Origin of the sequence: Actinomadura roseirufa (genome assembly GCF_900659635.1) — a bacterium.
Taxonomy (GTDB): domain Bacteria; phylum Actinomycetota; class Actinomycetes; order Streptosporangiales; family Streptosporangiaceae; genus Spirillospora; species Spirillospora roseirufa.
Window position 1 is genome coordinate 1 of the sequence record NZ_CAACVB010000072.1, and the last position, 26,554, is coordinate 26,554.

25 protein-coding genes and 1 pseudogene are annotated in these 26,554 nt (G+C 70.0%); 13 read left to right on the plus strand and 13 right to left on the minus strand.

Annotated features, from left to right (window positions below; all coding sequences use genetic code 11):
- Positions 1–158 precede the first annotated feature (158 nt).
- Positions 159–1,865 carry an exopolysaccharide biosynthesis polyprenyl glycosylphosphotransferase gene (locus E1291_RS43985; RefSeq protein WP_242614207.1) on the minus strand — a complete coding sequence of 569 codons (1,707 nt, stop codon included), beginning with the start codon at positions 1,863–1,865 and terminating at the stop codon, positions 159–161.
- 573 nt (positions 1,866–2,438) lie between these two features.
- On the opposite strand from E1291_RS43985, the gene E1291_RS17415 reads away from it, so the two are divergent.
- Both E1291_RS17415 and E1291_RS17420 read left to right on the plus strand, forming a co-directional pair.
- Positions 2,439–3,674 (plus strand): L,D-transpeptidase, encoded by a 1,236-nt coding sequence (locus tag E1291_RS17415; RefSeq protein WP_242614208.1) that lies wholly within the window; start codon positions 2,439–2,441, stop codon positions 3,672–3,674.
- A 247-nt stretch (positions 3,675–3,921) separates the two neighbouring features.
- Positions 3,922–5,058 (plus strand): serine hydrolase domain-containing protein, encoded by a 1,137-nt coding sequence (locus tag E1291_RS17420; protein ID WP_131738868.1) that lies wholly within the window; start codon positions 3,922–3,924, stop codon positions 5,056–5,058.
- 284 nt (positions 5,059–5,342) lie between these two features.
- Here the strand turns inward: E1291_RS17420 and E1291_RS17425 are convergent, their stop codons facing one another.
- From E1291_RS17425 to E1291_RS17440, 4 genes are all read right to left on the minus strand, one after another.
- Positions 5,343–6,710 carry a carbohydrate-binding protein gene (locus E1291_RS17425; RefSeq protein ID WP_131738869.1) on the minus strand — a complete coding sequence of 456 codons (1,368 nt, stop codon included), beginning with the start codon at positions 6,708–6,710 and terminating at the stop codon, positions 5,343–5,345.
- A gap of 146 nt (positions 6,711–6,856) precedes the next feature.
- Positions 6,857–7,291 (minus strand): FAD-dependent monooxygenase, encoded by a 435-nt coding sequence (locus E1291_RS17430; protein ID WP_131738870.1) that lies wholly within the window; start codon positions 7,289–7,291, stop codon positions 6,857–6,859.
- 437 nt (positions 7,292–7,728) lie between these two features.
- The gene (locus E1291_RS17435; protein ID WP_131738871.1) at positions 7,729–8,097 is read right to left on the minus strand and encodes a hypothetical protein; all 369 of its coding nucleotides are present in this window, start codon (positions 8,095–8,097) and stop codon (positions 7,729–7,731) included.
- A gap of 135 nt (positions 8,098–8,232) precedes the next feature.
- A complete protein-coding gene (locus tag E1291_RS17440; RefSeq protein WP_131738872.1) occupies positions 8,233–8,535 on the minus strand; it encodes a hypothetical protein in 303 nt (100 codons plus the stop codon).
- A 276-nt stretch (positions 8,536–8,811) separates the two neighbouring features.
- Here E1291_RS17440 and E1291_RS17445 point away from each other — a divergent pair, with 276 nt between their 5' ends.
- The 3 genes from E1291_RS17445 (at position 8,812) to E1291_RS42035 (ending at position 10,304) form a co-directional block, all read left to right on the plus strand.
- Positions 8,812–9,630: a helix-turn-helix domain-containing protein gene (locus E1291_RS17445; RefSeq protein WP_131738873.1), complete on the plus strand. Its 819-nt coding sequence runs from the start codon at positions 8,812–8,814 to the stop codon at positions 9,628–9,630.
- Positions 9,627–9,824 (plus strand): DUF397 domain-containing protein, encoded by a 198-nt coding sequence (locus tag E1291_RS17450; RefSeq protein WP_131738874.1) that lies wholly within the window; start codon positions 9,627–9,629, stop codon positions 9,822–9,824. Before E1291_RS17445 ends, E1291_RS17450 begins: the two co-directional genes overlap by 4 nt.
- Positions 9,825–10,094: 270 nt before the next feature.
- Complete coding sequence (locus E1291_RS42035; protein WP_165495161.1) at positions 10,095–10,304, plus strand: hypothetical protein; 210 nt, start codon at positions 10,095–10,097, stop codon at positions 10,302–10,304.
- Here E1291_RS42035 and E1291_RS17460 read toward each other — a convergent pair.
- From E1291_RS17460 to E1291_RS17475, 4 genes are all read right to left on the minus strand, one after another.
- On the minus strand, positions 10,285–11,244 hold the full coding sequence (locus E1291_RS17460) for a nitronate monooxygenase (RefSeq protein WP_131738895.1): 960 nt from the start codon (positions 11,242–11,244) through the stop codon (positions 10,285–10,287). The genes E1291_RS42035 and E1291_RS17460 overlap by 20 nt on opposite strands.
- A 119-nt stretch (positions 11,245–11,363) precedes the next feature.
- Entirely contained in the window at positions 11,364–12,458 is a 1,095-nt protein-coding gene (locus E1291_RS17465) for an NAD(P)-dependent alcohol dehydrogenase (protein ID WP_131738876.1), read from the minus strand.
- Between the two features lie 11 nt (positions 12,459–12,469).
- Entirely contained in the window at positions 12,470–13,717 is a 1,248-nt protein-coding gene (locus E1291_RS17470; RefSeq protein ID WP_131738877.1) for a cytochrome P450, read from the minus strand.
- Between the two features lie 259 nt (positions 13,718–13,976).
- Positions 13,977–15,860, minus strand: a complete 1,884-nt coding sequence (locus tag E1291_RS17475) for an acyl-CoA dehydrogenase family protein (RefSeq protein ID WP_131738878.1) — start codon at positions 15,858–15,860, stop codon at positions 13,977–13,979.
- Between the two features lie 89 nt (positions 15,861–15,949).
- On the opposite strand from E1291_RS17475, the gene E1291_RS17480 reads away from it, so the two are divergent.
- The 6 genes and pseudogenes from E1291_RS17480 (at position 15,950) to E1291_RS17500 (ending at position 20,723) form a co-directional block, all read left to right on the plus strand.
- Positions 15,950–16,684: a PaaX family transcriptional regulator C-terminal domain-containing protein gene (locus E1291_RS17480; protein WP_131738879.1), complete on the plus strand. Its 735-nt coding sequence runs from the start codon at positions 15,950–15,952 to the stop codon at positions 16,682–16,684.
- A 44-nt stretch (positions 16,685–16,728) separates the two neighbouring features.
- On the plus strand, positions 16,729–17,451 hold the full coding sequence (locus E1291_RS17485) for an HAD family hydrolase (protein WP_165495162.1): 723 nt from the start codon (positions 16,729–16,731) through the stop codon (positions 17,449–17,451).
- A gap of 83 nt (positions 17,452–17,534) precedes the next feature.
- On the plus strand, positions 17,535–17,807 hold the full coding sequence (locus E1291_RS17490) for a WXG100 family type VII secretion target (protein ID WP_131738881.1): 273 nt from the start codon (positions 17,535–17,537) through the stop codon (positions 17,805–17,807).
- Positions 17,808–18,568: 761 nt separating this feature from the next.
- Positions 18,569–18,769 (plus strand): annotated as a pseudogene (locus E1291_RS45140) (helix-turn-helix domain-containing protein); the annotation flags it as partial.
- Positions 18,770–19,810 (plus strand): hypothetical protein, encoded by a 1,041-nt coding sequence (locus E1291_RS17495; RefSeq protein ID WP_242614209.1) that lies wholly within the window; start codon positions 18,770–18,772, stop codon positions 19,808–19,810.
- A 151-nt stretch (positions 19,811–19,961) separates the two neighbouring features.
- Complete coding sequence (locus E1291_RS17500) at positions 19,962–20,723, plus strand: methyltransferase domain-containing protein (RefSeq protein WP_131738883.1); 762 nt, start codon at positions 19,962–19,964, stop codon at positions 20,721–20,723.
- Between the two features lie 797 nt (positions 20,724–21,520).
- On the opposite strand, the gene E1291_RS17505 is transcribed toward E1291_RS17500, so the two are convergent.
- The 3 genes from E1291_RS17505 to E1291_RS17515 all read right to left on the minus strand — a co-directional run bounded on the left by E1291_RS17505 (position 21,521) and on the right by E1291_RS17515 (position 23,653).
- Positions 21,521–22,414 (minus strand): hypothetical protein, encoded by an 894-nt coding sequence (locus tag E1291_RS17505; protein WP_131738884.1) that lies wholly within the window; start codon positions 22,412–22,414, stop codon positions 21,521–21,523.
- On the minus strand, positions 22,411–23,016 hold the full coding sequence (locus E1291_RS17510; protein ID WP_242614210.1) for an RNA polymerase sigma factor: 606 nt from the start codon (positions 23,014–23,016) through the stop codon (positions 22,411–22,413). The genes E1291_RS17505 and E1291_RS17510 overlap by 4 nt, the downstream gene beginning before the upstream one ends.
- Before the next feature lie 94 nt (positions 23,017–23,110).
- Positions 23,111–23,653: a YciI family protein gene (locus tag E1291_RS17515; protein ID WP_131738886.1), complete on the minus strand. Its 543-nt coding sequence runs from the start codon at positions 23,651–23,653 to the stop codon at positions 23,111–23,113.
- 69 nt (positions 23,654–23,722) lie between these two features.
- Between E1291_RS17515 and E1291_RS17520 the strand changes: the two genes are divergently transcribed.
- Together E1291_RS17520 and E1291_RS17525 are read left to right on the plus strand one after the other, a co-directional pair.
- Entirely contained in the window at positions 23,723–24,220 is a 498-nt protein-coding gene (locus E1291_RS17520; protein ID WP_131738887.1) for a cell division protein SepF, read from the plus strand.
- 156 nt (positions 24,221–24,376) lie between these two features.
- The gene (locus tag E1291_RS17525; RefSeq protein WP_131738888.1) at positions 24,377–25,810 is read left to right on the plus strand and encodes an amino acid permease; all 1,434 of its coding nucleotides are present in this window, start codon (positions 24,377–24,379) and stop codon (positions 25,808–25,810) included.
- A gap of 84 nt (positions 25,811–25,894) precedes the next feature.
- On the opposite strand, the gene E1291_RS17530 is transcribed toward E1291_RS17525, so the two are convergent.
- On the minus strand, positions 25,895–26,494 hold the full coding sequence (locus E1291_RS17530; RefSeq protein ID WP_131738889.1) for a superoxide dismutase: 600 nt from the start codon (positions 26,492–26,494) through the stop codon (positions 25,895–25,897).
- Positions 26,495–26,554: the final 60 nt, after the last annotated feature.

The following is a 26,554-nucleotide window of genomic DNA, read 5'->3' on the forward strand; positions in this document are numbered from 1 at the left end:
CGCCCAGTCCGCGGCGACGGCCGCGAACCCGGTGGCGTGGCCGGTACTGCGCCGGCGTCCCGCGCCGGAACCGGCCCCGTGACCGTGGACGGCCCTGCCCTGGACGCCCCTGCCGCGGCTCGCGCGGTGGGCGCCGCGCTCCGTCAAGGCGGGCGCGCTCACCCGGCGTCCCTGCAAAGCATCGCCCGGACGGTCAGCGCGAGGATCCGGAGGTCGACCGCGAAGGACCAGTGGTCGATGTAGTGGTTGTCGAGGCGCGCGCGCAGCTCGATGGAGGTGTCGCCTCGGAAGCCGTGGACCTGCGCCCAGCCCGTCATGCCCACCGGCATGCGGTGCCGCAGCATGTAGCCGGGACAGGTACGGGAGAACTGCTCCACGAAGTGGGGCCGTTCCGGGCGCGGCCCGACGAGGCTCATGTCGCCGCGGACCACGTTCCACAGTTGCGGCAGCTCGTCCAGCGACGTCCGCCGCAGGAACCGGCCGACCGGTCCCATCCGGTGGTCGCCCTCGACCGTCCAGCGGGTGTCGGCCTCCCGCTCGTCCGCGGGCTTCAGCGTGCGGAACTTCAGCAGCACGAACACCTCGCCGCCGAGACCGACGCGCCGCTGCCGGAACAGGACGCCGGGCCCGGTCTCCAGCCGCGCCGCGAGCGCGCACGCCGCGAGGAGCGGCGCGGCCACCACCAGGAGGGCGCAGGCCACCGCGAGGTCGAGCAGCCGCTTGGCGTACCGGGCGCCCGGCCGGCGCAGCGGCCAGTCCACCCGCGCGCAGGGCAGCCCGGCGAGGTACTCCCGCCGCGCCGCCGCCACCGGCACCACGTCCGACGGCGGCTGGACCAGCAGCGTCTCGCACGCCAACCCGAACGACATCCGCAGGACGGCGTCCAGGCGGCCCGGGTCCACGTCCTCGGCGACGACCATCAGCGTGTCGACGCCGTGCTCCTCGACGAGCGCGGGCAGGTCGGCGGTGTCGCCGAGGACGGGCAGCACGGGCGCGCTCACCGGCACGCTCACCGGGGCCATGCCCCCCGTCCCGCCCGGCGCCGCGGTCACGGCGCCCGCCGCCACGCCGTTGACCGGCACGCCGTTGGCCGCCGCGCCGTTCGCCATCACGCCGTTGACCGGCACGCCGTTGCCCGGGACACCGTTCGCCGCGCCGTTCGAGGCACCGCCCGCCGTGCCCTTCGCCGAGCCGTTCGTCATGCCGCCGCCCGCCGTGACCTGGCCGACCGGCGCGAGGCCGAACTCGCCGCGCGCCCGCAGCAGGTCCGCGACGTGCTCGGTGGTCGGCCCGGTGCCGATCACCAGCGTCGGCCGCGAGCGCGACCGGCGGCACCGGTAGGCGCGGACCGCGGCGTGCGCGAACGCGCGGGCGCCGAGCGACAGCGCGCAGGCCAGCACGATGATCCACAACAGCGGCGACCACGGCGGGACCGGCGCGGCGACCGCGCCGAGGTCCGCGGTGCCCGCCAGCACGGCGACCGGCGTCCCGGCGAGCGCCGCCCGGACGAGGACGGGCCGCAGGTCCGCGAGGAGCGAGGGGCTGCGCCGTACCCGGTACAGCCCGCCCGCCGCGTTGAGCCCGACGACGGTGACGGCGGCGACCGCGGGCAGCGCGCCGGCCGGGCGCGGTTCGTGGGCGGCGGTGAGCGCGACCGTGACGGCCGTCGCCATCGCCCAGGCGTCGGCGACCGCGAGGCACGCCGGGTACAGGCTCGCCAGGAGCCGCGGGCGCGCCGCGCCGCCGCGCCGCCGGGGCAGGGACGGGACGCGGGGCAGGACCGCCGCCGTCTCGCCGGACGAGGGCGTGAGGTCCGGGAGGGGCGCCTCGGATTCGATGGAGGCGCTCAGCCCCTGGGCTCTCATCGCGCGTATCCCTTCACTGCCAGGAATTCACCGCTTTCCCCCGCCGCCGGACGCGGGGCGTTCACCGGATCGGCACGATCGAGCATCGCAGGGCGGCTCGCCCTGGAACGCCGCTTTTAACGAAGGGCACCCCACCCTTGAGAAGAAGATCAACAGAAGCAGAACCGCAGGTCACAGTGCTTCCAGGGAGATCAATCGAAGGGTCCTACCCACTTTCGCGCGAGGCCCGGATCGCCGCACAGATCCCTTTTTCATCGGCCTTTCGGTGAATGTTCGGAAATGCCATCCCGGCGGCACGCATTCCCGGCGCGGGGACGGACGCCGGACAGGCCCCGGGGCCGGGTCGCCCCCGACACCCCTCCCGGGGCCTGTCCGGCGGGCGACACGTCCGTGGAAAGATCCGGAGAACCGCCCTCGTCAGGCGAACCTTCGGGGCACCATGGGCGTCATATGAGGTCGGATGCGTAATCTGGCCGTCCCGCCCCCGGCGGGACGGGAATAGAGAACCGTTCTGCGGGTGATGTACTTGCGGGCCCTGTGCTGCGCGGGCCCGCGGGCTGATGAGGGAGAACGGTGCGAGGTAAGGCTCTGGTGCTGGCGCTGGTCCTGGGGCTGGCGACGGCGTGCGGCGGCAGCGGTGAAACCGGCGAGACGACCGCGGCAGGCGGCGACGACGGATCGCCCAAGGTGACGATCAGCCCGGCGAACGGCGACGGGCGCGCCCGTCCCGACACGGGGGTCACCGTGACCTCCGCGGGCGGCACGCTCGGCAAGGTGTCGGTGAAGCTGAAGGACGTCGAGGTGCCCGGCAAGCTCTCGGCCGACAAGAAGAGCTGGCAGTCCACGTGGACGCTCGTCCCGGGCGGCCAGTACCAGGTGTCGGCCACCGCGACGTCGTCCAAGGGCAAGGCGACGACCGCGACGAGCGCGTTCCGGACCTCCGCGGCGACCGCGCTGACGAAGATCAACAACGTGATCCCCAGCCCGAACGAGACGGTCGGCACCGGCATGCCGGTGTTCGTCCAGTTCAACAAGCCGGTTCCGGTGAAGGCCCGGCCCGCCGTCGAGCGCGCCATCGAGATCACCTCGACGACCCCCACCGAGGGCGCCTGGCGCTGGCTCACCGCGGGCGAGTCGTTCAACGGCCTCCCCTCCGTGGTGTTCCGCCCGACCCGCCCGTGGGCCCCGCACCAGAAGGTCACCGTCACCGTCCACTACGCCGGGCTGAAGATCGGCGACAAGGTCTTCGGTGACAAGGACGTCGTGCGCAAGTTCCGCATCGGCGACTCCCACACCATCGCCGTCAGCGCCACGACGCACCGGCTCGTCGTCAAGAAGAACGGGCGGACGGTCCGTTCCTGGGGCGTCAGCCTCGGTTCCGGCGGCGACAGGCAGGCCGACGGCGTCGACCATCTCCTGACCACCAGCGGCGTCCACCTGACCATGGACCGCGTCCGGGTGGAGCGGATGGTCTCGCCGGGCAAGAAGAAGGGCGAGCCGGGCTACTACGACGAGAAGGTCCCGTGGGCGACCCGCATCTCCAACAGCGGCGAGTACATCCACCAGAACATGGACGACCCGTCCTGCCTCGGTAACCGCAACTGCAGCCACGGCTGCGTCCGCTCCCCCGCCGAGTCCGCGCAGTGGTTCTTCAACTGGGCCTACCGCGGCGACCTGGTCACCATCACCGGCACCAAGCGCGACCTCCCCTGGACGAACGGCTGGGGCTACTGGCAGATGCCGTTCTCCAAGTGGGTCCAGGGCAGCACGCTCGGCAAGGCCGTCACGACCACCGCCCAGACCGCCTGAGACGAGCACCTCGAAGACCGAACTCCCCGACGACCGAACACCCCGAAGACCGGCGCCGCGAGCCTTGGCGCCGGTCTTCGGCGTTGCGGGAATCGGTCCGGCCGGCGGCATGACTCCGGACGGCCGGAAAGGTGTTGCCAGGTACACCCCCCGCTCGGGTCCTGGGCCCAGTGCCGCCCGTCCCGTCCTCCGCGAGAGTTGATCTCGTCAGCTTCACGGCCCGAGCAACACCACTGAGGAGAACCCGATGTCGCGCTTCCTGGCCCTATCGGCAGTCACCGCCGGCGCCGCCGTGGCCCTCGCAGCCCTCGTCCCGGGCGCCGCCTCCGCCGCCGGCCCCGCGCCGGCCCCGGCCAAGGGCGCCGCCCCGTCCGGGCTCCAGGCCCAGGTGAACCGGCTCGTGAAGGACGGCGCCCCGGGCGTCATCGTCCTGACGCGCCGCGGCGGCCGCGTCTCGCACGTCACGGCGGGCGTCTCCGACAAGGCCACGGGCCGTCCCATGGACCACCGGCTGCGGCTGCGCATCGCCAGCGTGACCAAGACGTTCACCTCGACGGTCGTGCTGCAGCTCGCCGCCGAGCACCGCCTCTCCCTCGACGACACCGTCGAGAAGTGGCTGCCGGGCGTCGTCAAGGGCAAAGGCAACGACGGCTCCAAAATCACCATCCGGAACCTGCTCGCGCAGACCAGCGGCCTCCAGGACTACACCTCCGACCCGCGCATCATGCAGGACCCGAAGCGTGAGTGGACGCCGGCAGAACTCGTGGCCATCGCCATGGAGAAGGCGCCGGAGAAGTACAAGCCGGGCAAAGGCTGGAAGTACGCCAACACCAACTACATCCTCGCCGGAATGATCATCGAGAAGGTCACCGGCCGTCCCGTCGGCACCGAGTTCAAGCAGCGGATCTTCGGCCCGCTCAAGCTCCGGCACACGTCCTACCCGACGACCGGCAGCGCCTTCCCCGGCCCGTACGTCCACGGCTACTGGGGCGAGTACGGCGACGTGAGCACCGCCATCAGCACCTCCAGCGCCCGCACGTCCGGCGGGATCATCTCCACGGTGGACGACGTCGCCCGCTTCCACCGCGCCCTGTTCACGGGCCGCCTGCTGCCCGCCAAGCAGATGAAGGAGCTGACCACCGTCCGTCCCGTCAACGACGACGGCATCGTGGAGGACTACGGCCTGGGCGTCGCCCGCATCAAGCTCGCCTGCGGCTACGCCTGGGGCCACGACGGCGGCTTCCCCGGCTACAGGACGTTCACCTACACCAGCGCCGATGGCCGCAGCCAGGCCGTCCTGACCTACAACGAGACCTCTCTGGAGTACAACAAGAAGTTCCGCGCGGACCTCGCCAAGACCGCCAACACGGCGTTCTGCTCCTGACCCGTCCCGACCCCGAGGGGGCGCCCCGCACGGGGCGCCCCCTCGGCGCGTCGCGTCAGGCGGTCGAACCCCGGGCCGGCCGGTCGTCCTGTGCCTCGCTCATCCCGCCACCCTGGGGCATCAACGCCATGTTGCCGGCACGGCGTTGATGCCCCAGAGGCTCCGCCGGAGGAGCTGTCGCCACGGCCGCACGCGGACGTGGGAATCGCCTCACGAGGGGACGTGGAGAGGGGGCTGCGGGCCCGGGTTCAGGGGAGGTCGACCCGCAGCCCCCGGAAGGAGGGTCAGCGGCGCTGGAGCGAACGGACGTTGTCGCCGAAGGACCAGCTCCTTGAACCGTCCCAGTTGATGGACCAGGTCATGAGGCCCTTGAGGTTCCCGTTGAAGTTGTTCCACGCCTGGCTGACCAGACCTGGGGACATGTAGCCGCCCCCGGCACCCGCCTGCGCGGGCAGACCGGGGACCTGCTTGTCATAGGGGACCTTGATGGTGGTGCCCTGGATGACCAGTCCCTTGTTCAGGCATTCGGTCTGCACGACGAAGCCCTGGACGGTACCGGCGCTGTAGGAGTCACCGGAGCAGCCGTACATGCTGCCGTTGTAGTACTGCATGTTCAGCCACCACAGGCGGCCGTTGTCCGCGTACTTCTTGACGATCGGCAGGTAAGCGCCCCAGATGGAGCCGTAGGTGACGCTGCCGCCGGTGACGTACGCGGTCTCGGGGGCCATGGTCAGGCCGAAGTTGGACGGCATCTGGGCGAGCACGCCGTCGATGATGCGCATCAGGTTGGACTGCGACGGCGACGGCGAGGTGATGCTGCTGCCCCCGGACAGGCCCGTCTCGATGTCGATGTCGATGCCGTCGAAGTTGTACTTCTTCAGGATCGGGACGATCGTCGAGACGAACTTGTCGGCCACGCTGCTGGAGTTGAGGTCGATGCCGGCGGCGGCCCCGCCGATCGACATGAGGATGGTCGCGCCCGCCTTCTTGGCCGCGCACATCTGGGCCGGGGTGGAGACCTTCACGGTCGCGTCCATCCCGTCCTCCCACTTGACGGTGCCGTCGGAGAGGATGACGGGGAACGCCGCGTTGATCACGTTGTACCCGTGCTGCTTGATGCGCGGGTCGTCGATCGGGGTCCAGCCGAACGGCGGGTGGACGCCGTTGCTGGCGCCGTCCCAGTTCTCCCAGTAGCCCTGGATGACCTTGCCCTCGGGCCGCGACTTGACCGCGCAGGTGTCATCGCCCGGCGGGTCGGTGGTGGGCGGCGTCGACGGGGACGTCGACGGGGACGGGGACGTCGGCGGGTCGGTCGTCGGCGGGGTGCTGGGGGACGTCGGCGGCACGTCGTCGCAGGCGCCCAGGCTCTTCCACAGGGTGGGGGTGGAAGCGGGGTTCCAGTTCGCGCCGGGGTGGGCGGTGTGGGTGACCAGGGCCTCGTAGCCCTGGTTGTCGTAGACGACCTTCGTACCGGCGGTGTAGGTGGTGCCCTCCGCCCAGGCGGGGAACGAGCAGGCGATCCTCGGGGTGGCGTTGGCGGGCGGGGCCCCGGCGGAGAGCACCGCCAGGGCGCCGGCCGACAGGACGACCGCCAGGACCGCGGCGGCCAGGGCTGCCACGGCCGCCGAGCGGCGTCCGTACTTGAGCTTCATTTGGGGCGACTCCTCGGCAGGCTGAACAGAGGAGCCGGCGCATTGCCAAGACATCGGTCCCGCGAGCGGGACCCTCCCAGGCGCTAGGCCACGGCCGGCGTGGACGCCAAGAGCAGAGTAGCCGCGTCACCGCACACCGGGAAGGGTTAGCGCTCAACCGGGAAAAGGTGGGCGTAATCCGGCAAAGCAATCGCTTCGGCGGTACGCCGGGCCATCTTCGCCATCATCGCCTTTCCCGGCAGGAAAGGCATGATCGCGTAGTACCGGTCGAGGAACGCCGAGCCGAACCGGCTCTGCGGCACCAGCATCCTGGCGACACCGCCCCCCACCTTCTGGCAGCGCTCCGCGTACCCGCGCATCACCTCCTCGTAGCGGGGGTAGGCGACGCGGTGGTCGCCGCCCGCGGCGGCCAGCTCGCCCGCCAGGACGTAGGCGCCGACGACGGCGAGGCCCGTCCCCATGCCCGACAGGGGCGACGGGCAGTGCGCGGCGTCCCCTGCCAGCGTGACGCGGCCGCGCGACCAGGCGTCCATGCGGACCTGCGCGACGGCGTCGAAGTAGAAGTCCCCGGCGTGCGGCATGTCGCGCAGCAGCAGGCTCGCCTAGCGAGACACATGCTCTGACCTGCGGTGCGAGTTTGCCGGCCGATGTGCTGAAGCGCTGATTCACCCAACATGCGAACAGCCCCCGGAGTCGCCTTCCCAAGCACTCCGGGGGCCGTTCTGCTGTCCACGGACCGCGCCCGCTCGTCCGCTACAAACGGCGGGGGTCTCACGTCGGACAGCCATCCGCCCAGAGGTCCGGGGGAACCCCTGGGCGGGACCTACACGGCCCCCCTCATGGGCCCGTGTAGGTGTCTGGCACGGGCCCCGGGGTGAGGGCGACCTACCGCGACCCCGGGGCCCGCTCGCCCGCGCGGGAGCGCGTGGAATCGCTCCGCCCGCGCGGGCCGTCTGGACCCGCTTGCTCACGTGCTGCCGCGCCCTGCAAACAAGCGGGCCGTCTGGGAAACCTTGGGCTACCCGTCCGGCTGGACGAGTGCGCGTGCCGCCCGGACGAAGGCGGACCCCGGCGCGTCGGGGTCGCGGTCCACGAGCCGCGCCCGCCTGTGGGCCTCGTCCCGGATGGCGTTCACCGTGTCCGCCAAGTGCCCCGTCTCGCACAGAAGGCGGCGGACGATCCCCGAAACCTCCTGAAACGCGACGTCGAACGCGTCCAGCGCCACAGCCTCCGGAGCATCCGCAAGGGCCTCCTCCGCCCTCTCACGTGCGGTGTCGGCAATGAACCGGATGAGCGTCCTGGGCCGCCCCTGCACATCCATCGCCTCCTCGAACGCCGCCACGGCGGTCTGAGCGAGGCTCGCGGGCCGCATCATGACGGGATCCACGTCACCGCCTCCCCAACATGAAGAGGCAGAGGCCCCACCCCACGGCCCCGCACGCCAGACCGTAGGTCAAGGTGCCTGCGAACAGGTCCACGAACTCCCGCCGCCTCACGATCAACAGGGCGTCATGCAGCGCCGTCATGCCCGCACCCGCTTCGACATCTCCGCCACCGTGAGGTTCGCGGCGGTCTGCGGCTCCCGCGTCGGTGCGATCCACACCGTCCGGCCGCCCTCCCGAGTGACGAACCACCATTGCCCCTCGTCCCGGTGGTACGCCGCCCCCACCACGAGGGTCCCACCCCGACCGTCCACGCGGCGCACCGACAACGCGGGGTAACAGTCCGCCGCAACGAGCGCGCACGCCACGCTCTTCACGGCGGAGAGGTACATGTCCAGGATCCCGAGAGCCGTGGTGCGTTCCGAGTGGACGGAAGCGATCATGTGCAACCACCCGGACGAGGGCCGGTCCTTGACCGCTTCCAGGGCTGACGGCGGGAACGGAAGCGGGTGGTTTCGGGGCTGTCGTGGTGGTTGGGTCGGCACGGGAGCCGAGTGATCACGTCGGTTATGTGTGCCCATATCCGGCATCACCTCGTGGGGACTAGCGTGGCCGCGCCCTTGACTGCGTCGGGCTGCACGTTTGCAGGGACAGAATTCCCGGCGGGCGGCTAACTTGTCGCGTATCGATAACACACCCGATACACCGGAGCGTGTCTCATGGCCCCCGTAGAGTCACTGGACGCCGATGCATCGTTCAAGCACTGGATCGCATCTGACCTGCGGTTTTGGCGGGAGAGAGAGGGACTGTCACTGTCGCAGATGGGACAGGTCATGGGGTGCAGCCGACACACTGTGTCGAACATCGAGCATGCACGCGAATCTTGGAACATGAACGAAGATCAGGCGGACAGGCTCGATGCACATCTCCGGCTCAACAACCACTTCCGGCGACTCGTCCGGTACGCGCGAACAGCTCATGACCCGGACTGGTTCGCGGACTATGTGAAGCATGAGAAGTACGCACTGGCAATCCGCACTTTCCGACTCTCACTCTTCCCTGGACTGCTCCAGACGGAGGCGTACGCCCGTGCCCTCCTTACGTCCTCACGACTCGTTGTCGACGTCGAGAAGGCCGTCCATGCGCGCATGCGGCGTCAAAAGGTTCTGACCAGAGAGGACCCGCCCCATCTATGGGCGGTCATCGATGAGAACGTTTTGCATCGACCTGTCGGCGGTCCGGAAGTGATGCGGGAGCAAGTTGCCCGGTTGTATGAGGCTGCTGTACTGCCGCACGTCACGATACGGTTCGTACGTCAGTCTTCGGGCTTTTACCTGGGGCTTGATGGCTCATTCAACACCTTGAGCCTAGAGCGCGGGGAGAAAGTGTTCGTCGAGGCTCCCGGCGGGGGGAGGCTCATACAGGGTGGTCCAGAGCTTCGCGACTTTGGGGTACGTTGGGACCGGATTGGGGCGAGTGCCCTACCTTGGGACTCCTCCCGGGACCTCATGGCAGAAGCGATGGAGCGTTTTTCATGATCACCTGGCGTAAGTCCAGCTACAGCGGTGGCGGAGGCTCTGGCGGTCAAGAGTGTGTGGAGGTCGCCGAGATTTCGCGCAGTATCGGAATCCGGGACTCAAGGGCTCCGGAAGCCGGGTGCCTGTCACTCCCTTCTGCGAGCTTCCGTGACCTTGTGGCCGCGATCAAGCGCGGTGACCACGACACCCCGTAGCTCGGGGCGGAGCCCCGCCCGCGCCCCCCGGCTTACCTCGGCAGGTCGGGGGTCTCGTGTTGCGTGCGGAGCCGCGTGCTTGCGTTCGCTCCGCCCACGAGTGACCCCCGGCCCCGTCCGGGTGTGGGGCAGGACCTGACCCGGACGGGGTCGCGCCATGTTCGGGACACCGTGTGACCCTCCGGCCCGGCGGTGCGTCCAGTGGGCGTAGTTCACGCTCATTAGGATCGTCCAACCCCGCCGGGGCCGACGAGGGTGACCAGCCGCGCGGTGCCGACCGGAGACATCGGCGAGGCGCTCGGCCGCGATGGTCTCGCCGGGATGCGTGAGCAGCGCGGTCAGCAGCGCGCGGCGGGCGGGCCCGCCGAGCGGCGCTTCGTCCCCGTCCTCGCGCCACGCGCGGGTGTCACCGAGAATCCCGAACCGCATACCGGGATTATCCAGCCGGGCGGGGCCTCCGTCAGCCGCCGAGCACCCTGACGATCTCGGCGGCGGGCGCCTGCGCCGCCTCCCGGAAGGACTCTCCGGCCCACAGGTTGACGGTGTCCGGGTCGTTCCGGGCCGCGGCGGCCTTGCGCAGGGGCGAGGTGACGTAGTGGACGTCCGGGTAGGCGGCCGGGGCGTGCGCCGAGTGCTCGGTGAGGAAGCGGTTCACCAGCCCGCGCGCCGGGCGTCCGCTGAACGCCCTGGTCATCGCGGTGGACGTGAAGCGAGGATCGGCGAGGGCCGCCTTGTGGACGGCGCTCGCGCCGCTCTCGGGGCAGCGCACGAACACCGTCCCGAGCTGCGCGGCGGCGGCGCCCTCGGCGAGGACCGCGGCGACGTCGCGGGCCGTGCCGAGACCGCCCGCGGCGATCAGCGGGCGGCGGGTGACGGCGCGGACCTCGCGGAGGAGGGCGCGCAGCGGCAGGAGGCCGTCCAGGGTGTTGGTGAACGAGCCGCGATGTCCCCCGGCCTCGGCGCCCTGCACGCACAACGCGTCGGCGGCGGCGGAGGCGCGGGCCTCGGCGGCGGTGGTGACGGTGACGACGACCGTGGCGCCGCGGTCGCGCAGCGCGCGGATGACGTCGTCGTCCGGGCACCCGAAGGTGAAGCTCACGACGGCGGGCGGGTCGGCCACCAGATCGACGATCTTGGCGTCGTAGTCGTCGTCGCGGGCGGACGGGCCGCCCGGCCGGACACCGAGCCGCTCCGCCTCGGGCTCCATGCGGTCCCGGTAGGCGGCCACGGCGCCGTCGACGACCTCGTCCAGGGACGGCATGAAGACGTTCACGCCGAACGGGCGGGACGTCAGGCGCCGGGTACGGGCGATGTCCTCGCGCATGGCCGCCGCGGTCCGGTACCCGGCGGCGAGGAAGCCGAGGCCGCCCGCGTCCGACACGGCGGCGGCCAGCTCGGGCGTGGACGCCCCGCCCGCCATCGGCGCCTGCACGATCCGCGGCCAGTCCGGTCCGCCGGTCGTCTCTCCCGGTGAACTCGTCACTCTCGGCACGATAATCCGGGGGGATCCGGCCGCCTCGCCCGGGGTCGGGTCGCCGGTCAGGGCAGCAGGACGGGCTTGACGACCTCCCCCGCGAGCGCGTCGGCCTCCGCCTGGCCGATCTGGTCGAGCGGGTAGGTCCGGATCAGCCGGTCGAACGGGAACCGGCCCCGCCGCCACAGCTCGATCATCACCGGGATGAACGCCCGCGGGACGGCGTCGCCCTCGATGATGCCCTTGACCGTGCGTCCCATCAGCAGGAGCGTCGGGTCCAGCCGGTACTCCCGCGCGCCGACGCCCGCGAGGCCGCAGACGCCGGTGGTGCGCAGCGACGCGACGGCGGCGGAGACGACCTCGGGCACGGCGGTGGTGTCGAAGGAGAACTGCACGCCGTCCCCGCCGGAGATGGCCCGGACCCGCTCGGCGAGGTCGCCGCCCGCACCGTCCAGGACGTGGGTGGCGCCCAGCTCGCGGGCCAGGTCGAGCCGCGCGTCCAGCAGGTCCACCGCGATGATCGGATCGGCGGCGGCGACCCGCGCGGCCATCACCGCGGCGAGGCCGACCGCGCCCACGCCGAAGATCGCGATGCCGTCCCCGGCGCGGACGCCGAGCGAGACCAGCACCGACGCGGCGCCGGTCTGCACACCGCAGCCGAGCGGGCCGAACAGCTCCAGGGGCACGTCCCGGGGGACGGGCACCACGTTGCGGACCGTCCCGAGCGCGTGCGTGGCGAACGACGACTGCCCGAACCACCGGGTGTGGACGGGCTCGCCGGCGGCGTCGGTGGCGCGCGGCACGCCGTCCGGCGGCACGGCGGCCAGGTTCAGCTCCGCCATCCGCGCGCAGTTGCCGGGCCGCGCGCCCAGGCAGTTGCGGCAGGTCCCACAGGAGTCGATCGACAGGACGACGGGGTCGCCCGGCGCGACGCCGAGCACCCCCGGCCCGGTCGCGACGACGGTCCCGGCGCCCTCGTGGCCGAGGACCACCGGCTTGGCGACGGGGTCGCCGGGCGTGCGGCCGAGCAGGTCGGTGTGGCACAGCCCGACGCCCGCGATCTCGACGACCACCTCGCCGGGGCCGGGATCGGCCAGGTCGAGCGCCTCGATCGTGTAGGGGCCGTCGGCGGCGCGCAGCACGGCGGCGTCGATCCGCATCGCGGGGCCCCTCAGACGATGGAGTAGCGGACGGGCAGGCTCTTCAGGCCGCCCACGAACGTCGTCGCGGTCTGCCGCGGCGTCCCGGCCAGCTCGATGGACCGCAGCCGCGGCAGCAGCTCGTCGAAGAACGCGCGGACCTCGATGCGGGCCAGCGCCGCGCCGAGGCAGTAGTGGACACCGAAACCGAACGCCAGGTGCTTGTTCGGGTCGCGGCCCGCGTCGAACCGGAACGGGTCGGCGAAGACCTCCTCGTCCCGGTTCGCGGACGGGTAGGACAGCAGCACCGACTCGCCCGCGCCGATCCGGACGCCGCCCAGCTCACAGTCCCGGGCGGCGGTGCGCATGAACTCCTTGACCGGCGTGACCCAGCGGATCATCTCGTCCACCGCGAGCGGCATCAGCGCCGGGTCGGCGCGCAGCCGGTCGAGCTCCCCCGGGTTGTCGATGAGCGCCTGCAACCCGCCCGCGATGGTCGCGCTGGTGGTGTCGTGACCGGCGCTCGCCACGATCACGTAGTAGGACGCGGTGTCGAAGTCGTTGAGCGGCTCGCCGTCGACCCGCGCGTTCGCGATGGCGGAGGCCAGGTCGTCGGTCGGGGTCTCGCGGCGCGCCGCGGTGAGCTTCTGGAAGTAGGCGAAGAAGTCCATCAGGACCTCCAGCTTCTCCTCCTCCGTCTGGCCGCGCTGAAACTCGTCGTCGTCGCCGCCGAACAGCTCCTGCGTGAGCCTGAGCATCCGGTCGAAGTCGCTCTCGGGCAGCCCCAGCAGCGACAGGATCACGTACAGCGGGAAGTGGACCGCGATCTGCCGGACGAAGTCGCACTCGCCGTCCAGCTCCACCATCCGGTCGACATAGCGCCTGGCCAGCTCGCGGACGCGCGGTTCGAGCGCGCGCATCGCCCGCGGCCGGAACCAGTCGGCGCCGATCGCGCGGACGACCCGGTGGTCGGGGTCGTCCATGTGGACCAGGGTGCGCAGCGCGATGCCCTGCGCCATCCGCTCCCGGTTCATCGCGTCGAACTCGGCGGTGGCCAGGACGGGACGCGGCGAGTTCAGGAACAGCGTGTTGTCGCGCTCCACGGCCAGGACGTCAGCGTGCCGGGTGACCGCCCAGAACGGGTTGTAGCCGGGCGCCTCGACCCGGTGCACCGGCGCCTCGCGGCGCAGCAGCGCGAGCGAGTCGTGCAACCTCCGGTCATCGGTGTAGGACCTCGGGTCGGCGAGCGCGAGGCCCGCCTCCTCTACGGTGAGAGTCATGCACGGGCTCCTCGGTGCCGGATGGTCGCCGTAAAAAAACCTAAAACCCGAACCCGGCTCGGTCAACTTCTCACAGGTCGCCGGGGGTCCCGTGTCGTCCGCGTCCGTCCGCGAATCGCCGGGCCCCGCCACCGCCCGCGCCAGCGACTCCGCCGGTGATCCGGTGCTCCGCCGCCGACTCGGCGGCGACGAGCCCTCCACGGCGTCTCCCTGGGCACGCCATGACGACGATGGTCGCGGCCCATTCCGGACGGCCAGGTCATCTCCTCCCGGGAGTGAGGACACCGTGGCCGGTGACGTCCCACCCCGGTCCCCCGCGGCCGGCGGCGCTCGCGCCGAGCATGCCGTCGACCAGGGCCGGGTCCGCCAGGGCGGTGTCGTCGAAGGCGCCGTCGGCGAGGTCCCGGAAACGCTCCAGCTCCTCCGCCGGGACACCGATCGCCCGCAGCGGGTCCGCGCCGTCCAGCCGGGCCCGCGCGTAGAGCCGCGCGACGAGCGCCTTGCGGTCGCCGCCCGAGTCGGCCCGCTCCCAGCCCGCCTGTTCCAGCAGCAGCGCCGCCGCGTACACGTCCGCCATGACCTGGGCCAGCGGGTAGAGCCGCGCCTCCGCCGTCGCCGAGTCCAGGCCGCGCCACCGCCCGAGCGCCGCGCGCAGGTCCCCGATCCGCCGATGCACGAGGTCCGCCGTCGCGTCGTCCCCGCCGGGCGCCCGCTCGACCGCCGCGGTGAGCCGGTCGAGGAACGGCTCGTGCGCGTCCTCCCGCTCGACGGCGCGCCGCACGTCCAGGCACAGGATGTTGTCGCCGCCCTCCCAGATCGGGTTGACCTGCGCGTCCCGCAGGATCCGGGCGACCGGCCACTGCTCCACGTAGCCGTTCCCGCCGTGGATCTCCACCGCGTCGCTCGCCGCCGTCACCCCGAGCCGCGCCGCCCGCAGCTTGATGAGCGCGGCCCCCAGCCGCAGCCGAGGGCGGTCCAGGTACCCGTCGAACACCAGCGCCTGGGCGGCCTCCGTCTCCACGATCAGCTCGGCGAGCTTGCGGCGCATCAGCGGCCGCTCGTCCAGCGGCGCCCCGAACGCCTCGCGCGTCCGCGCGTAGCACAGCGCCTCCACCAGCGACCGCCGCGCGCAGCCGAGGCCCATCATCGCGATGCCGAGGCGGGCGCCGTTGGTCAGCTCCATCATCCGCGCGAGGCCCCGCCCGTCCCCGCCGCGCCCCGCACTGGCGGCGGGCGCGAGCAGGAACGCCTCCGCGTCGGCGAACTCGATCTCCGCGGACGCCACCGACCGCGTACCGAGCTTGTCCTTCAGCCGCCGGATCCGCACCCCGTTGCGCGACCCGTCCCGGCGCTCCCGCAGGACGAGGAACGGCGCGATCCCCCGTACCCCGTCGTCGGCGCCCTCCGGCTTGGCCAGCACCACGTACGCCGCCCCGTTCGCGTTGGAGGCGAACCACTTGAACCCGTTGAGGCGCCAGGCGTCCCCGTCCGGCGTCGCCGTCGACTCCAGCGCGCCGAGATCGGACCCGCCGGAGCGCTCGGTGAGCAGCTGCGCCGCCTCGCCGGAGAAGTCCCCGGCCGCGAACAGCGCGCGGACGCGCGCCTTCACCTCCTCCGGCGCGAACAGCTCGGTGAGGCCGGTGACCATGTCGCCGCCCGTGCCGAGCGCGCAGGCCATCCCGATGTCGGCCTGGTCCAGCAGGTAGCTCCACGCGACGCCCAGCGGCGCCGGGTCGACGCCCGCCGCGTGCGCCCGCGCGACGAACACGGGCCGGGTGAAGGAGGTCGCGACGAGGTCCCGCCGCGCCGCCTCCGCCGACGGCGGCATGACGACCTCGCCGACGTCGCGTCCCCACCGGTCGTACCGCTCCAGCCGGGGCGGGTTCCGGTCGGTCTCCTCGGCCCGCTCCGCGACCGGCCCGCCCATCAGCGCGCCCATCTCCCGCAGCCGCGGCTCCGCCCAGCCGAACCCGTCCCCGAGATGGCGGCGCATCAGGAACCGCAGCGTCGGGTCGCAGTCGAACCAGTTGCGGCCCACCGCCCCCTGGTAACGCTCCGTCGCGTACCGGCGGGCCTTGTCCGCGCCGCCGAACGGGAGCCGGTCCACCGGCTCGGTCAGATACGGGGTCGTGTCAGGAGCCATGGTCCGGATATTACACATTCCCATCGCATGCAAAGGGAACGTAAGGGCCCGTCCACCGCGCGTCCCCGCCGGGTAGGGTCCGAGCAGTCATGACCGCGCACCTGGAGATCCGCCCGCTCACCGCCCGATCGGTGGTCCTCAGCACGCTGCTCGGCGTGCACCCGCCCCGGCTCCCCGCCCGCTACCTCGTCCGCGTCGGCGACCTGTTCGGCATCGCCGAGGGCACCATCCGCGTCGCCCTGTCGCGCATGGTCGCCGCCGGCGACCTCGTCCAGGCCGACGGCACCTACGGGCTCACCGAACGCCTCCTCGAACGCCAGGCCCGCCAGGACGAGAGCCGCCTGCCGCACACCCGCCCCTGGGACGGCACCTGGGAGATCGCCGTCATCACCGCCGAGCGCCGCCCCGCCGCCGACCGCGCCGCGCTCCGCCAGGCCATGGCCGCGCTACGGCTCGCCGAACTCCGCGAGGGCACCTGGCTGCGCCCCGCCAACCTCGTCCGCCCCCGCCCCGACCCGGTCGTCCGCCAGTGCACGTTCCTGCGGGGCCGCCCCGAGGAGGACCCCGCCGTCCTCGCCGCGTCCCTGTGGGACCTCGACGCCTGGACGGCCTCGGCCCGCGCCCTCCTCACCGCCCTCGACGACGCCACCACGATCGCCGAGCGGTTCACGCTCGCCGCCGCCGCCCTCCGCCACCTCCTGAACGACCCGATCCTCCCCCCGGACCTCCTGCCCCCCGACTGGCCGGGCCTCGCCCTCCGATCCCACTACGAGCGGTTCGAGACGTCCTTCGAACGGCTGCTCACCGACCACGTCCTCTCCTGACCCGCCGTGCCGCCCGGCCCGCGCCGCCGCGTACCATCCCCGGCGTGAGGCTTCTGGTGCTCTGGGACATCGACCACACCCTGATCAAGGTCCGGGGGCTGAGCCGCGAGATCTACGGCGACACCTTCCGGAAGATCACCGGCCGGCCGCTGGAACGCGTCGCCGAGATGGCCGGGCGCACCGACCTCGCCATCACCGCCGAGACGCTCCGCTTCCACGGCATCGAACCGTCCTCCGATCTCCTGGCCACCTTCGTCGCCACCCTCGCCGACGGCTTCGCCGAACGCCGCGACGAGCTCCGCTCCCGGGGCGGCGCGCTGCCCGGCGCCCACGCCGCGCTGGAGGCCCTCGCCGCGCGGGACGACGTCGTCCAGTCCGTCCTCACCGGCAACCTGGAGCCCATCGCCCGCTACAAGCTGCACGCCTTCGGACTCAACCGCTTCGTGGACTTCGATATCGGCGCCTACGGACTCGACCACACCGACCGCCCGCCGCTCGTCGCCCTCGCCCAGCAGCGCGCCCGGCACAAGTACGGCCACCGCTTCGACGCCGCCAGCACCGTCCTGGTGGGCGACACCGTCCGCGACGTCGAAGCCGGCCACAAGGGCGGCGCGCGCGTCGTCGCCGTCGCGACCGGAACCACCTCCGCCGCCGCCCTGCGGGTGTCCGGCGCCGACCTCGTCCTGACCGACCTGGCCGACACGAACGCCGTCGTCCGCGCCGTCCTGCACGCCACCCCTCCTGACCTCGCGGACAGCCCTGTCTAACCGGCCGTCCTCTCCTGGCCGTCCGGCCTCGGAACGGTCTAGGCTCGCCAGGAGTCGGACCACTGTCAGACGAAAGGTCGGAGATGACCGCTGACAAGCGCGGTGCCAACATCGGCGAGCTGGAAGAGCTGTCCCGGATCTTCAGCAAGCACTCCCGCAACCTGGACGCCCTGATCAAGGACCTCAACGGCCGGACGGTCGGCAGCACCCAGGTGTGGTGGGGCCCGGGCGCCGACCGGTTCCGCTCGGCCTGGGCCGAGGCCAAGACCGCCTTCGACAAGATGGCCGTCGCCCTGGAGCAGGGCGGCCAGGACATCAAGAAGTCCCAGCAGAACATAGAGGCCGCCACCCGCTGACCCCCGAGCCCCGGCCTCTCCCCCGCAAGGCCGGACCCCCGCCGCGTCACCCGAATCTCCCGGCGTCCGCAGCAGCTCCCCCGAGATCCTCACCCGGCTGAGCACCGAACTCGCCCGCGCGGGCCGCGACTGGCAGGGCGCCGGCGGCGCCCTGGCCCAAATCCTCGGCACCCTCGGCCTGAGCACCGCCCCGGCCCGCACCATCACCCGCACCGGAGCCCGCGTCACCGCCCAAGCTCCCAAGACCAAGAGCCTCACCCACCGGCCCCCAGGACCCCTTCACCTCACTCTGTCGTCCCGCGTCCTAGGCCTCGGCGCCTGGCCACAGAGGGCTCCCTGATCGGTCGGCACCCTCGCCCGGCGGACCACAGGCGCCTCAGCCGAACCCGTCCAGCGAAACGCATACCGAGGACGATCACAGCGGCCCCCGGCGGTCAGGACGTGGAAGAGAGTTCGCACGGCCTCGTCGAAATCAGCCAGTGAAACGCTTCGCGAATCTCTCAGGAAGCAGCGAGGAGGAAGATTTTGACTCCGAGACTTCGCATCTACATGTATCGATCCTGGGTCACCGGGCACCTCGTCACCCAGATCTGCTCGGGCCCTGACGCTAAGCCGCCGCCGGTAGGGAATATGACACAACCTGTGTCACCTCCGTCACTCTGGCGTTGAAAACGACGGGACCGTCTCCCCATCTGCCTAGGCACTGGGGTTATCGTGGGAGAGACTTGCCCCGGCGCCAACGGGGTTGGAGGGCTAGGCATATGGGTTCCGCGATCTTGATACCTGACCCGGATGGAATCGGTCAACGCATTGCAAATGCTCGAAAGCTGCACAACCTAACTCAAATGGGACTTGCTATGGCCGTGCCGTGCTCCCATAGCCTCCTAACGAAGGTGGAGCGCGGTCAACGTCCCGCAAGTCCCGCATTGATCGCGGGAGTAGCGCGAGCCCTCCATATAGATGTGACCGAACTGACCGGCCAGCCGTACCGAGGTGCCAATGAACGTGAAGATAGGATACACGCGAGCATTGCACAGATTCGTATTGCCCTGAACTATTGGGAGGTAGGTCCCGACCTGGAACTACCGCCCAGGTCACTATCTGAGATAAAAGAGGATGTGCGGCTCGCGGGGAGGCTACTCGATAAAGTCGACTATCTCGCGCTAGGAAAATGCCTGCCAGGACTGATCGAAGAGTTGCTTGCTTTGTGGCATTCCGGCACGAAGGTAATCCGACGGGAAGTAGCGGAACTTCTCGCCCGTACCCTCATTACCGCGAAAGGCTTGGCCTATCGGTTGGGGTATGTGGACCTCGTGACAGTGGCCATAGACCGCGCCACCTGGATGGCCAAAGTAACGGACAAACCGGAACTAGTGGCTTTCGCGACCGAGGAGCGATGCCAAGTATTTTTCGCCACCGGGGCGTACATGGCAGGCCGAAAGTCCATTGACCTTATGCATAGGGACTTCGATCCAATCATTGAGACGACCGAATCAGGGCTGGCAATTATAGGCTCCCTTCATCTGCGCTCGGCGATCATGGCAGTACGAGACACGAGGCTCGCGAAGGAGACCCGGAGGAGTAATTCGCAAGACTATCTGGAGCAGGCTCAAGAAATTGCCGAACGGATCGGGCGAGACACGAATCACTACGGTCTCATCTTTGGCCCATCAAATGTTCGGATACATAGCGTGGCCCTTTCAGTTGAACTGGACGATTTCGACGAAGCACTGAAGTGCGATGAGGGATTCGAGCCGCCGCGTGATCTGCCGGTTGAGCGTTCGAGTCATCACTACATCGACCTTTCTCGCGCATACCTGGGAGCCGCGAAACGTGACAAGGCGCTTAGTACACTGGCGAGAGCCGAGGATCTGGCACCTCAACACACCTGGAATCATCCAATGGCCAGAGAAACAGTCAGCGGCCTCTTCAGCTCGTACCGAACTGTACCGCAGCGACTTCGGTCACTTGCCAGAAAGATGAATATCACGGCAGGCACTTGACCAGCACGAACTAGAACCATCTCAACGAGGAGGGTGACGGCGCAATGGGTAGCCACAACGACCCGAGCAAGAATGGCCAGGAGAAGGGCCGACCCATTCCACCGCCGGAGAAGCCGAACCCAGATGGAGGCGGGAAGCACGAGAAGGGAAAGTGAATCAGGCGGAACGCCTTAACCGAGCGATGATCCGGGAGATTGAGAAGCTCGGAGATATCGGCCCATGGCATGACGCGCTTCTGGCCGTTCCCCGGCATCTGTTCATTCCGAACCTCGCTTACGTGTCGCCCGACGACGATGAAAGCTACATCATCGACAGGAGTGCGAACCCCGAAAAGTGGTTGCGTTCCGCATACATGGACGTGGCAATCATCACACAGATCAATGACGGTGAATGCTCCATAATGGATGCCGGGAAAGACGGTGTTAGGTTCACATCGTCGGCATCCGCGCCTTCCACCGTCATCGCGTTCCTATCGCTTCTAGGTGCGAGCAAAGGACACAATGTCCTTGAAATCGGCACTGGAACAGGTTGGACGGCGGCACTACTAAGCGCCGTCGTCGGGGACCACAAAGTCACTTCGATCGAAATCGACGAGGAAATCGGTAATCGGGCTGCACAGAACTTGCGGTCCGCTGGGTACGCACCACATCTCGTCACCGGTGACGGCGCGGAAGGAGTCCCCGGCAAAGCACCCTTCGACCGGATACACGTCACATGCGGGATCGATGAAATCCCGCCGCAATGGATCGATCAAACAAAGAGGGGCGGAATCCTCGTCGCGCCCTACCGGCGGGAACTTGTGAGCCTTGTGGTTCACGAGGACGGCGAGGCCACGGTGAAGCACTACGGCCGTGCTCGGTTCATGATGCTCCGCTCCCCAAAGGATGAGACTCCCAAGCGGGCGGCGATATAGGCGTTCCCTGCCGTCCCCGCGAATGAGTGCCCGTCCTTGTCAGGTGGGACGAGCACTCTCAGCTGATTCAGGCGTGCCCACGCTGAACGTCCCGTCGAATCTGTTGATTCGACAGGGCGTTGTATCTTCACGGGGTTGTGTGCAGGGAGTGTCATCCCTTTTCGCTTCTTCGGCCTGACGTCCATCGAAACCCACGACCGTCCATAGCCACCTCGGGCATGAGGCGGGCAGGCGGATATCATGCGACACCACCTCACCATCGATGAACGCGGGTGGTTCTGGAGGTTAGCTTTGGTGGTGGGGCCGACTGGGATCGGAAGGCCATCTGGCAGACCTCACCGGTGGAAGGGAATGTCTGGCTTCGCATCTCCATGTATCGATCCAGGATCACCGGGCACCTCGTCACCCAGATCTGGTGCCCGCGCTGCCGTAGTTACGCGGGTTGGACCGGACCGTATCCCACAGATCTACAGATTTCAGACCCACTGGAACGACTCTCGGAAGACGAGTTCTCCGCGCTCGGCGCTAGCGAGAACAAGCTGTTCGAGGCCCTTGACATTCTCTGGGACGAGGGGAAACTCCCACAAAGAGTAGACCGTAAGGCACCTTGGGTGTGAGTTGTTATTTTCAGATCTTTGTTTGGAATGTCGGGGCGGCGGGTGTCGTCTGCGGGCGCTCGACGTGGCGGGGGGCGGGATCGCCTTTGCGGGCAAGGTCGGGTGGGTGGCCGTGGAGATCGAGCTTTCGCCCTGAGCGTTGCCGGCTCCTCCGGGTCCCCGACCTCACGGGCGGTACGACTAGTCCCTGTCGGGATTGGGGCCGGTGAAGAGGATTACTTGGTTCTGCGCCCATGGGACGGCGCCGTGGACGTACCAGTTCGCCGGTACCTGGCCCGGGTAGCGGGCCTCGGTTTCGTTGCCCACCGTGACGCGGTACTCGGGCACGGTGACGTTCCGCTTCTTCAGGGCGGCCAGCACCTCCGACACGTGGCGTCGGCGGAATGTCATCCCGTGCATGGCCTCGCCGCGCGCAGTCGCGTTCGCGGTGCTCTCGTACTTCTCACCGTGGCGCGCCGCGCGGGCGAAGACGATGATGCCGGTGCCCTTGTAGCCGATCCGGATCCGCACTCCCACCGTGCAGTCGTCTCCGCCGCTGGCGACGTCGCAGGCGCCCTTGACCCGGATGGGCTTGAGGTCGTCCTCGGTCGTCCCGTCGCTGAGGTCCCATGTCACGAGGGTGCCGACGATCGAGGGCGAGGCGGGCACCATGTTCAGGCTGAGGTTCAGGCCATGCTCGGCGAACTCCCTTTTGTACCGCTCGGGGTCGGCGTACGGGTCGCGGATCCGTACGTCGAGGTAGTCGCCCTTGCGGATGAAGCCGAGCGCGGCGACCAGGCTGACCTGGCCGTTGCCGGGCCGGGTCGGCGGGACCTCGGCACCGCCGAGCCGCGTGACGAGCGTGACGGCGACCGTGACGGCCGCGCCCGTGGCCAGCAGCGACAGCCCGGTGCCCAGTCCGCGCCTGTCCCTGGGCCGAGGCCGGACGGCGATGTCGCCGGTCCGGGCGACGGTGGGCGCGCCGGTGATTCGCCTGGCCAGGTCGGCGGCCGTGTCGTCGGTGAGCAGTTCGGCCGCGCGGGCGTCGGTCACCGGGGCGATGCGCTCGACGAGCCGGTCGATGTCGTGGTTCATGCGCGTTCTCCGTTGAGGGTCGCTGCGGACAGTGCCTGTGCGTGCGGGGCCCGGCCCGCCTGCGGGTCGCCTCCCTGCCGGTCGAGTTCGCGGGCGAAGCGGCGGCGGGCCCGGTACAGCCGGATCCGCACCGCGTTGCGCGAGCAGCCGAGGACGGCGGCGATCTCGCCGTGGTCCAGGCCCTCCCAGCCGACCAGCGACAGCAGTTCCCGGTCGTTCGCGGGCAGTTTCCCGAACGCCGCCGCGATGGCGGCGCGATCTTCTTCCGGCCGGAACGCGACGTGCGTCCCCAGGTCGGTCCGCAGTTGCCCGGCCAGGTCCTCGACGAGCGCCGAGCGGCGCCGCCCGCCCCGGTGATGGTTGGCCAGCACGCGGCGGGCGACGCCGTACAGCCAGGGCTTCGCCTCGTCGCCGCGCGGCACGTCGTCCAGCTTCCGCCAGGCGATCAGGAAGGTCTCGGCGAGGACGTCGGCCGCGTCCTGCGGGTCGGCCGTGCGGCGCAGCGCGTATCCGAGGATCTTGGCTCGGTGCTCCTCGTAGACCTGCTCGAAACGGTGTCTCCGCTCGTCGGGCGGAGGTGAGACCCCCGGGGTCGTTGACACGTGCTTCCTCTCGCCGCAGGGACCGGACGACCAGCACATGTCCGCGACCGCGCGAGCATTTCGCCCCGTGTGGACCCGGCGAACGAGGTGAAGGTCAGCGGCGGCCGCCGAAGTCCCAGGGGTGGACTTCGATGTCGGCGTAGGTGTCCGGGGCCAGGACGGCGCGTGCGGCGTCCTGGGTTGAGGCTCTGAGGAGTGCCGCCGTTCCGAGCCAGGCGGTGCCGTCGTCCGACAACAGGGGGCCGTACGCGATCAGGTCGTCCTTGTCGGACGGGAGGACGGGGCCGGTGCCGCCGTCAGGAGCGAGGCCGAGGACGAGGAACCGGTCGCCGCCCGTCCGGCCGCCGGGGAAGTCCCACATGGTGCGGCCCAGCATGTTGCGCCACCTGCGCAGCAGGACGTCCCGGTAGACGCCGGCCTGGTAGTTCGGCTCGTCGAAGGCGAACGCGCGGGCGGCGGCGGGGTCGGGCAGGTCGACGATGTGGACGCTGCCGGTGGCCGTGTCGCCGTCGAGGGTCGGGCCGCGGGCGATCAGGTCCTCCGCGTACCGGTCCATGTACGACCAGTGCGCCTCCGTCAGTTCGACGCGCAGTGGCATCGAGCCCGGCCGGTCACGGTGGTAGCAGAAGAACTCCATGTTCGCAGTGTCCTCCAACGGAACGATTGAGGGGCTTGATGTTCATGGGGATCGAGGGAGACTGGCGTCGTGATAGTCGAAACGGTGCGTCCCCGCGGTTACGACGAGGTCCGGCAGGTCGGGCAGTACTTCCGGGAGGGCGTCGTCGTCCTGATGGACCTGGAGTCCGTCGCGGACGACGAGGCACAGCAGCTCGTGGACTTCGCGGCGGGCCTCATCTGCGGGCGGGGAGGCGAGCTCGAACGGCTCAGCCCGACGCTGTTCCTGCTCATCCCGCCCGTCCCCGCGCGGTCGGGCGCCAGGACGAGCGTCGTCAAGAAGCTGTGCCCGCGCGACTACACCGAGGCGTTGTACGTGGGGCACTACTTCCGCAAGGGCCTGCCCGTTGTGATGGACCTCACGGCGATGTCCGAGGACGAGGCGCGGCAGCTCGTGGACTTCGCGGCGGGGCTCATCTGCGGGCGGGGAGGCGACCTGGAGCGGCTGAGCCCGAAGGTGTTCCTGCTGGTCCCCGCCTGGACGGACGGGACGGGCGGGAAGGGGCGGCCCGAGCGTCCCTCGGCATGACCGGGAGCGGACGTGGCGGCGAAGCATAGGGATGGTGGGAGCGTCGGCGGGTGAGTTTGCCTAAATCGTGATCTCTGTGGCCTTGTCCGGTCAGAGTTGGGCAGGCAGAGTCTCCCGGTGGCCAGCAACGGTGCCGGTCATGTCGGGAGGTGGGGTATGGCCTCGGTCTTGGACGGGATGCTCAGGCGCAAGCCGATCGAGCAGATCGACGACGAAGCCGCGCCGTCCGGGCTGACCCGGACGCTGGGGCTCTGGCAGCTCACGGCGATCGGCATCGGCGGGATCATCGGTGCCGGGATCTTCTCCCTGGCGGGCGCGGTCGCCAACGAGAAGGCCGGTCCGGCGGTGCTGATCTCGTTTCTCGTCGCGGGCGTCGCGAGCGCGGCGGCGGCGTTCTCCTACGCCGAGTTCGCGGGGCTGATCCCGCGGGCGGGGTCGGCGTACACCTACGGGTACGCGGTGCTCGGCGAGTTCACCGGGTGGGCGATCGGCTGGGACCTGCTGCTGGAGTACACCGCGATCGTGGCGGTGGTCGCGATCGGGATATCCGGCTATTTCAACGATCTGCTCGGGTTCATGCATGTCGACCTGCCGCTGTGGATGTCGGGGGCGCCGGGCACCGAGCCGAAGGGCGTGGCGGACGGCAGCTACAAGGTCAACCTGTTCGCGGCGCTGTTGTGCCTGCTGATCGCGTGGGTGCTGAACCTCGGGATGAGGAACGCGGCGCGGTTCGAGACGGCGCTGGTGTACCTCAAGGTCGGCATCGTGCTGCTGGTCATCGTGGTGGGCGTCTTCAAGATCAAGAGCGGCAACTACTCGCCGTTCGCCCCGTTCGGGCTGTCGGGGGCGTTCACCGGGGCCGCGACCGTGTTCTTCGCCGTGTTCGGGTACGACGCGATGTCGACGGCCGCGGAGGAGTCCCGGGAGGCCCGCAAGCACATGCCGAAGGCGATCATCTACTCGCTGGCGATCTCGATGGTGCTGTACGTGCTGGCGTGCCTGGTGCTGACGGGCATGGTGGACTACCGGGACATCAACCCGAACGCGGCGTTCTCGTCGGCGTTCAAGTCGGTGGGCCTGAACACCGTCGGGATCATCATCGCGGTCGGCGCGATCCTCGGCGTGCTGACGGTGCTGTTCACGTTCATGATGGGCGCGACGCGGGTGTGGTTCTCCATGAGCCGGGACGGCCTGCTGCCCGCGTGGTTCGCCCGGACGCACCCGACGCGGCACGTGCCGACGCGGATCACCTGGATCCTCGGCGCGGGTTCGGCGCTGATCGCCGGGTTCCTGCCGATCGCGGAGGCCGCGGAGCTGACCAACATCGGGATCCTGCTCGCGTTCATCGTGGTCTGCGTCGCCGTGATCGTGCTGCGGTACAGGCGTCCCGACCTGCCGCGCGAGTTCCGCACGCCGGGCATGCCGGTCGTGCCGATCGTCGGCGTGGTGTTCTCGATCTGGCTGATCACGTTCCTGGAATGGCAGACGTGGGTGCGGTTCGCCGTCTGGTTCGTGCTGGGCTGCGTCGTCTACTTCGTCTACAGCCGCCGGCACTCCGCCCTGGAGGGACGGGAGAACCCCAAGCGCTGACGGCACGACGCCCTCCAGGCCGCAAGGAAAGGTTCTGAGCACGATCCCGGCCTGGAGGGCGCCGTGGTCCCGGCGCCGCGCGCGCTAGGCGCGGGCGTTGTCGAAGCGGGTCTTCACGTCCGTCCAGTTGACGAGGTCCCAGAGTTTCTGCACGTAGTCGGGACGCACGTTGCGGTACTGGAGGTAGTAGGCGTGCTCCCAGGCGTCGAAGACCAGCAGCGGAGTGGAGTTCATGCCGATGTTGCCGTGGTGGTCGTAGACCTGCTCCACGACCAGGCGCTTACCGAGCGGCTCCCAGGCCAGCACGCCCCAGCCCGACCCCTGGACGAGGGCCGTCGCGCTGGACAGCTGCTTCCGGAACGCCTCGAACGAGCCGAAGTGCTCGTCGATCGCGGCGGCCAGCTCGCCGTCGGGGCGGTCGCCGCCGTCGGGTGACAGGTTCTCCCAGAAGATCGAGTGCAGGACGTGGCCGGAGAGGTTGAACGCGAAGGTCTTCTCCAGGCCGACCAGCCCGCCGTACTGCTCCTTCTCGCGCGCTTCGGCGAGCTTCTCCAGCGTGTCGTTGGCGCCCTTGACATAGGCCGCGTGGTGCTTGGAGTGGTGCAGCTCCAGGATCTCGCCGGTGATCGCCGGTTCGAGGGCGGCGTAGTCGTAAGGAAGGTCGGGCAGCGTGTAGTCAGCCATACGGCCACTATTGCAAAGAGTTTGCAGGTACGTCCAACCCGCAACACTGTCCCGCCCGGA

Bases quoted from the DNA above. Each gene is read 5' to 3' on its own strand.
- E1291_RS17530 (WP_131738889.1), bottom strand. From the start codon at position 26,494: ATGGCTGACTACACGCTGCCCGACCTTCCTTACGACTACGCCGCCCTC.
- E1291_RS17525 (WP_131738888.1), top strand. From the start codon at position 24,377: ATGGCCTCGGTCTTGGACGGGATGCTCAGGCGCAAGCCGATCGAGCAG.
- E1291_RS17425 (WP_131738869.1), bottom strand. From the start codon at position 6,710: ATGAAGCTCAAGTACGGACGCCGCTCGGCGGCCGTGGCAGCCCTGGCC.
- E1291_RS17460 (WP_131738895.1), bottom strand. From the start codon at position 11,244: ATGGCGGGCGGGGCGTCCACGCCCGAGCTGGCCGCCGCCGTGTCGGAC.
- E1291_RS17450 (WP_131738874.1), top strand. From the start codon at position 9,627: ATGATCACCTGGCGTAAGTCCAGCTACAGCGGTGGCGGAGGCTCTGGC.
- E1291_RS17440 (WP_131738872.1), bottom strand. From the start codon at position 8,535: ATGATCGCTTCCGTCCACTCGGAACGCACCACGGCTCTCGGGATCCTG.
- E1291_RS17505 (WP_131738884.1), bottom strand. From the start codon at position 22,414: ATGAACCACGACATCGACCGGCTCGTCGAGCGCATCGCCCCGGTGACC.
- E1291_RS17465 (WP_131738876.1), bottom strand. From the start codon at position 12,458: ATGCGGATCGACGCCGCCGTGCTGCGCGCCGCCGACGGCCCCTACACG.
- E1291_RS17515 (WP_131738886.1), bottom strand. From the start codon at position 23,653: ATGGAGTTCTTCTGCTACCACCGTGACCGGCCGGGCTCGATGCCACTG.
- E1291_RS17475 (WP_131738878.1), bottom strand. From the start codon at position 15,860: ATGGCTCCTGACACGACCCCGTATCTGACCGAGCCGGTGGACCGGCTC.
- E1291_RS17420 (WP_131738868.1), top strand. From the start codon at position 3,922: ATGTCGCGCTTCCTGGCCCTATCGGCAGTCACCGCCGGCGCCGCCGTG.
- E1291_RS17490 (WP_131738881.1), top strand. From the start codon at position 17,535: ATGACCGCTGACAAGCGCGGTGCCAACATCGGCGAGCTGGAAGAGCTG.
- E1291_RS17430 (WP_131738870.1), bottom strand. From the start codon at position 7,291: ATGCCGCACGCCGGGGACTTCTACTTCGACGCCGTCGCGCAGGTCCGC.
- E1291_RS43985 (WP_242614207.1), bottom strand. From the start codon at position 1,865: ATGAGAGCCCAGGGGCTGAGCGCCTCCATCGAATCCGAGGCGCCCCTC.
- E1291_RS17445 (WP_131738873.1), top strand. From the start codon at position 8,812: ATGGCCCCCGTAGAGTCACTGGACGCCGATGCATCGTTCAAGCACTGG.
- E1291_RS17480 (WP_131738879.1), top strand. From the start codon at position 15,950: ATGACCGCGCACCTGGAGATCCGCCCGCTCACCGCCCGATCGGTGGTC.
- E1291_RS17470 (WP_131738877.1), bottom strand. From the start codon at position 13,717: ATGACTCTCACCGTAGAGGAGGCGGGCCTCGCGCTCGCCGACCCGAGG.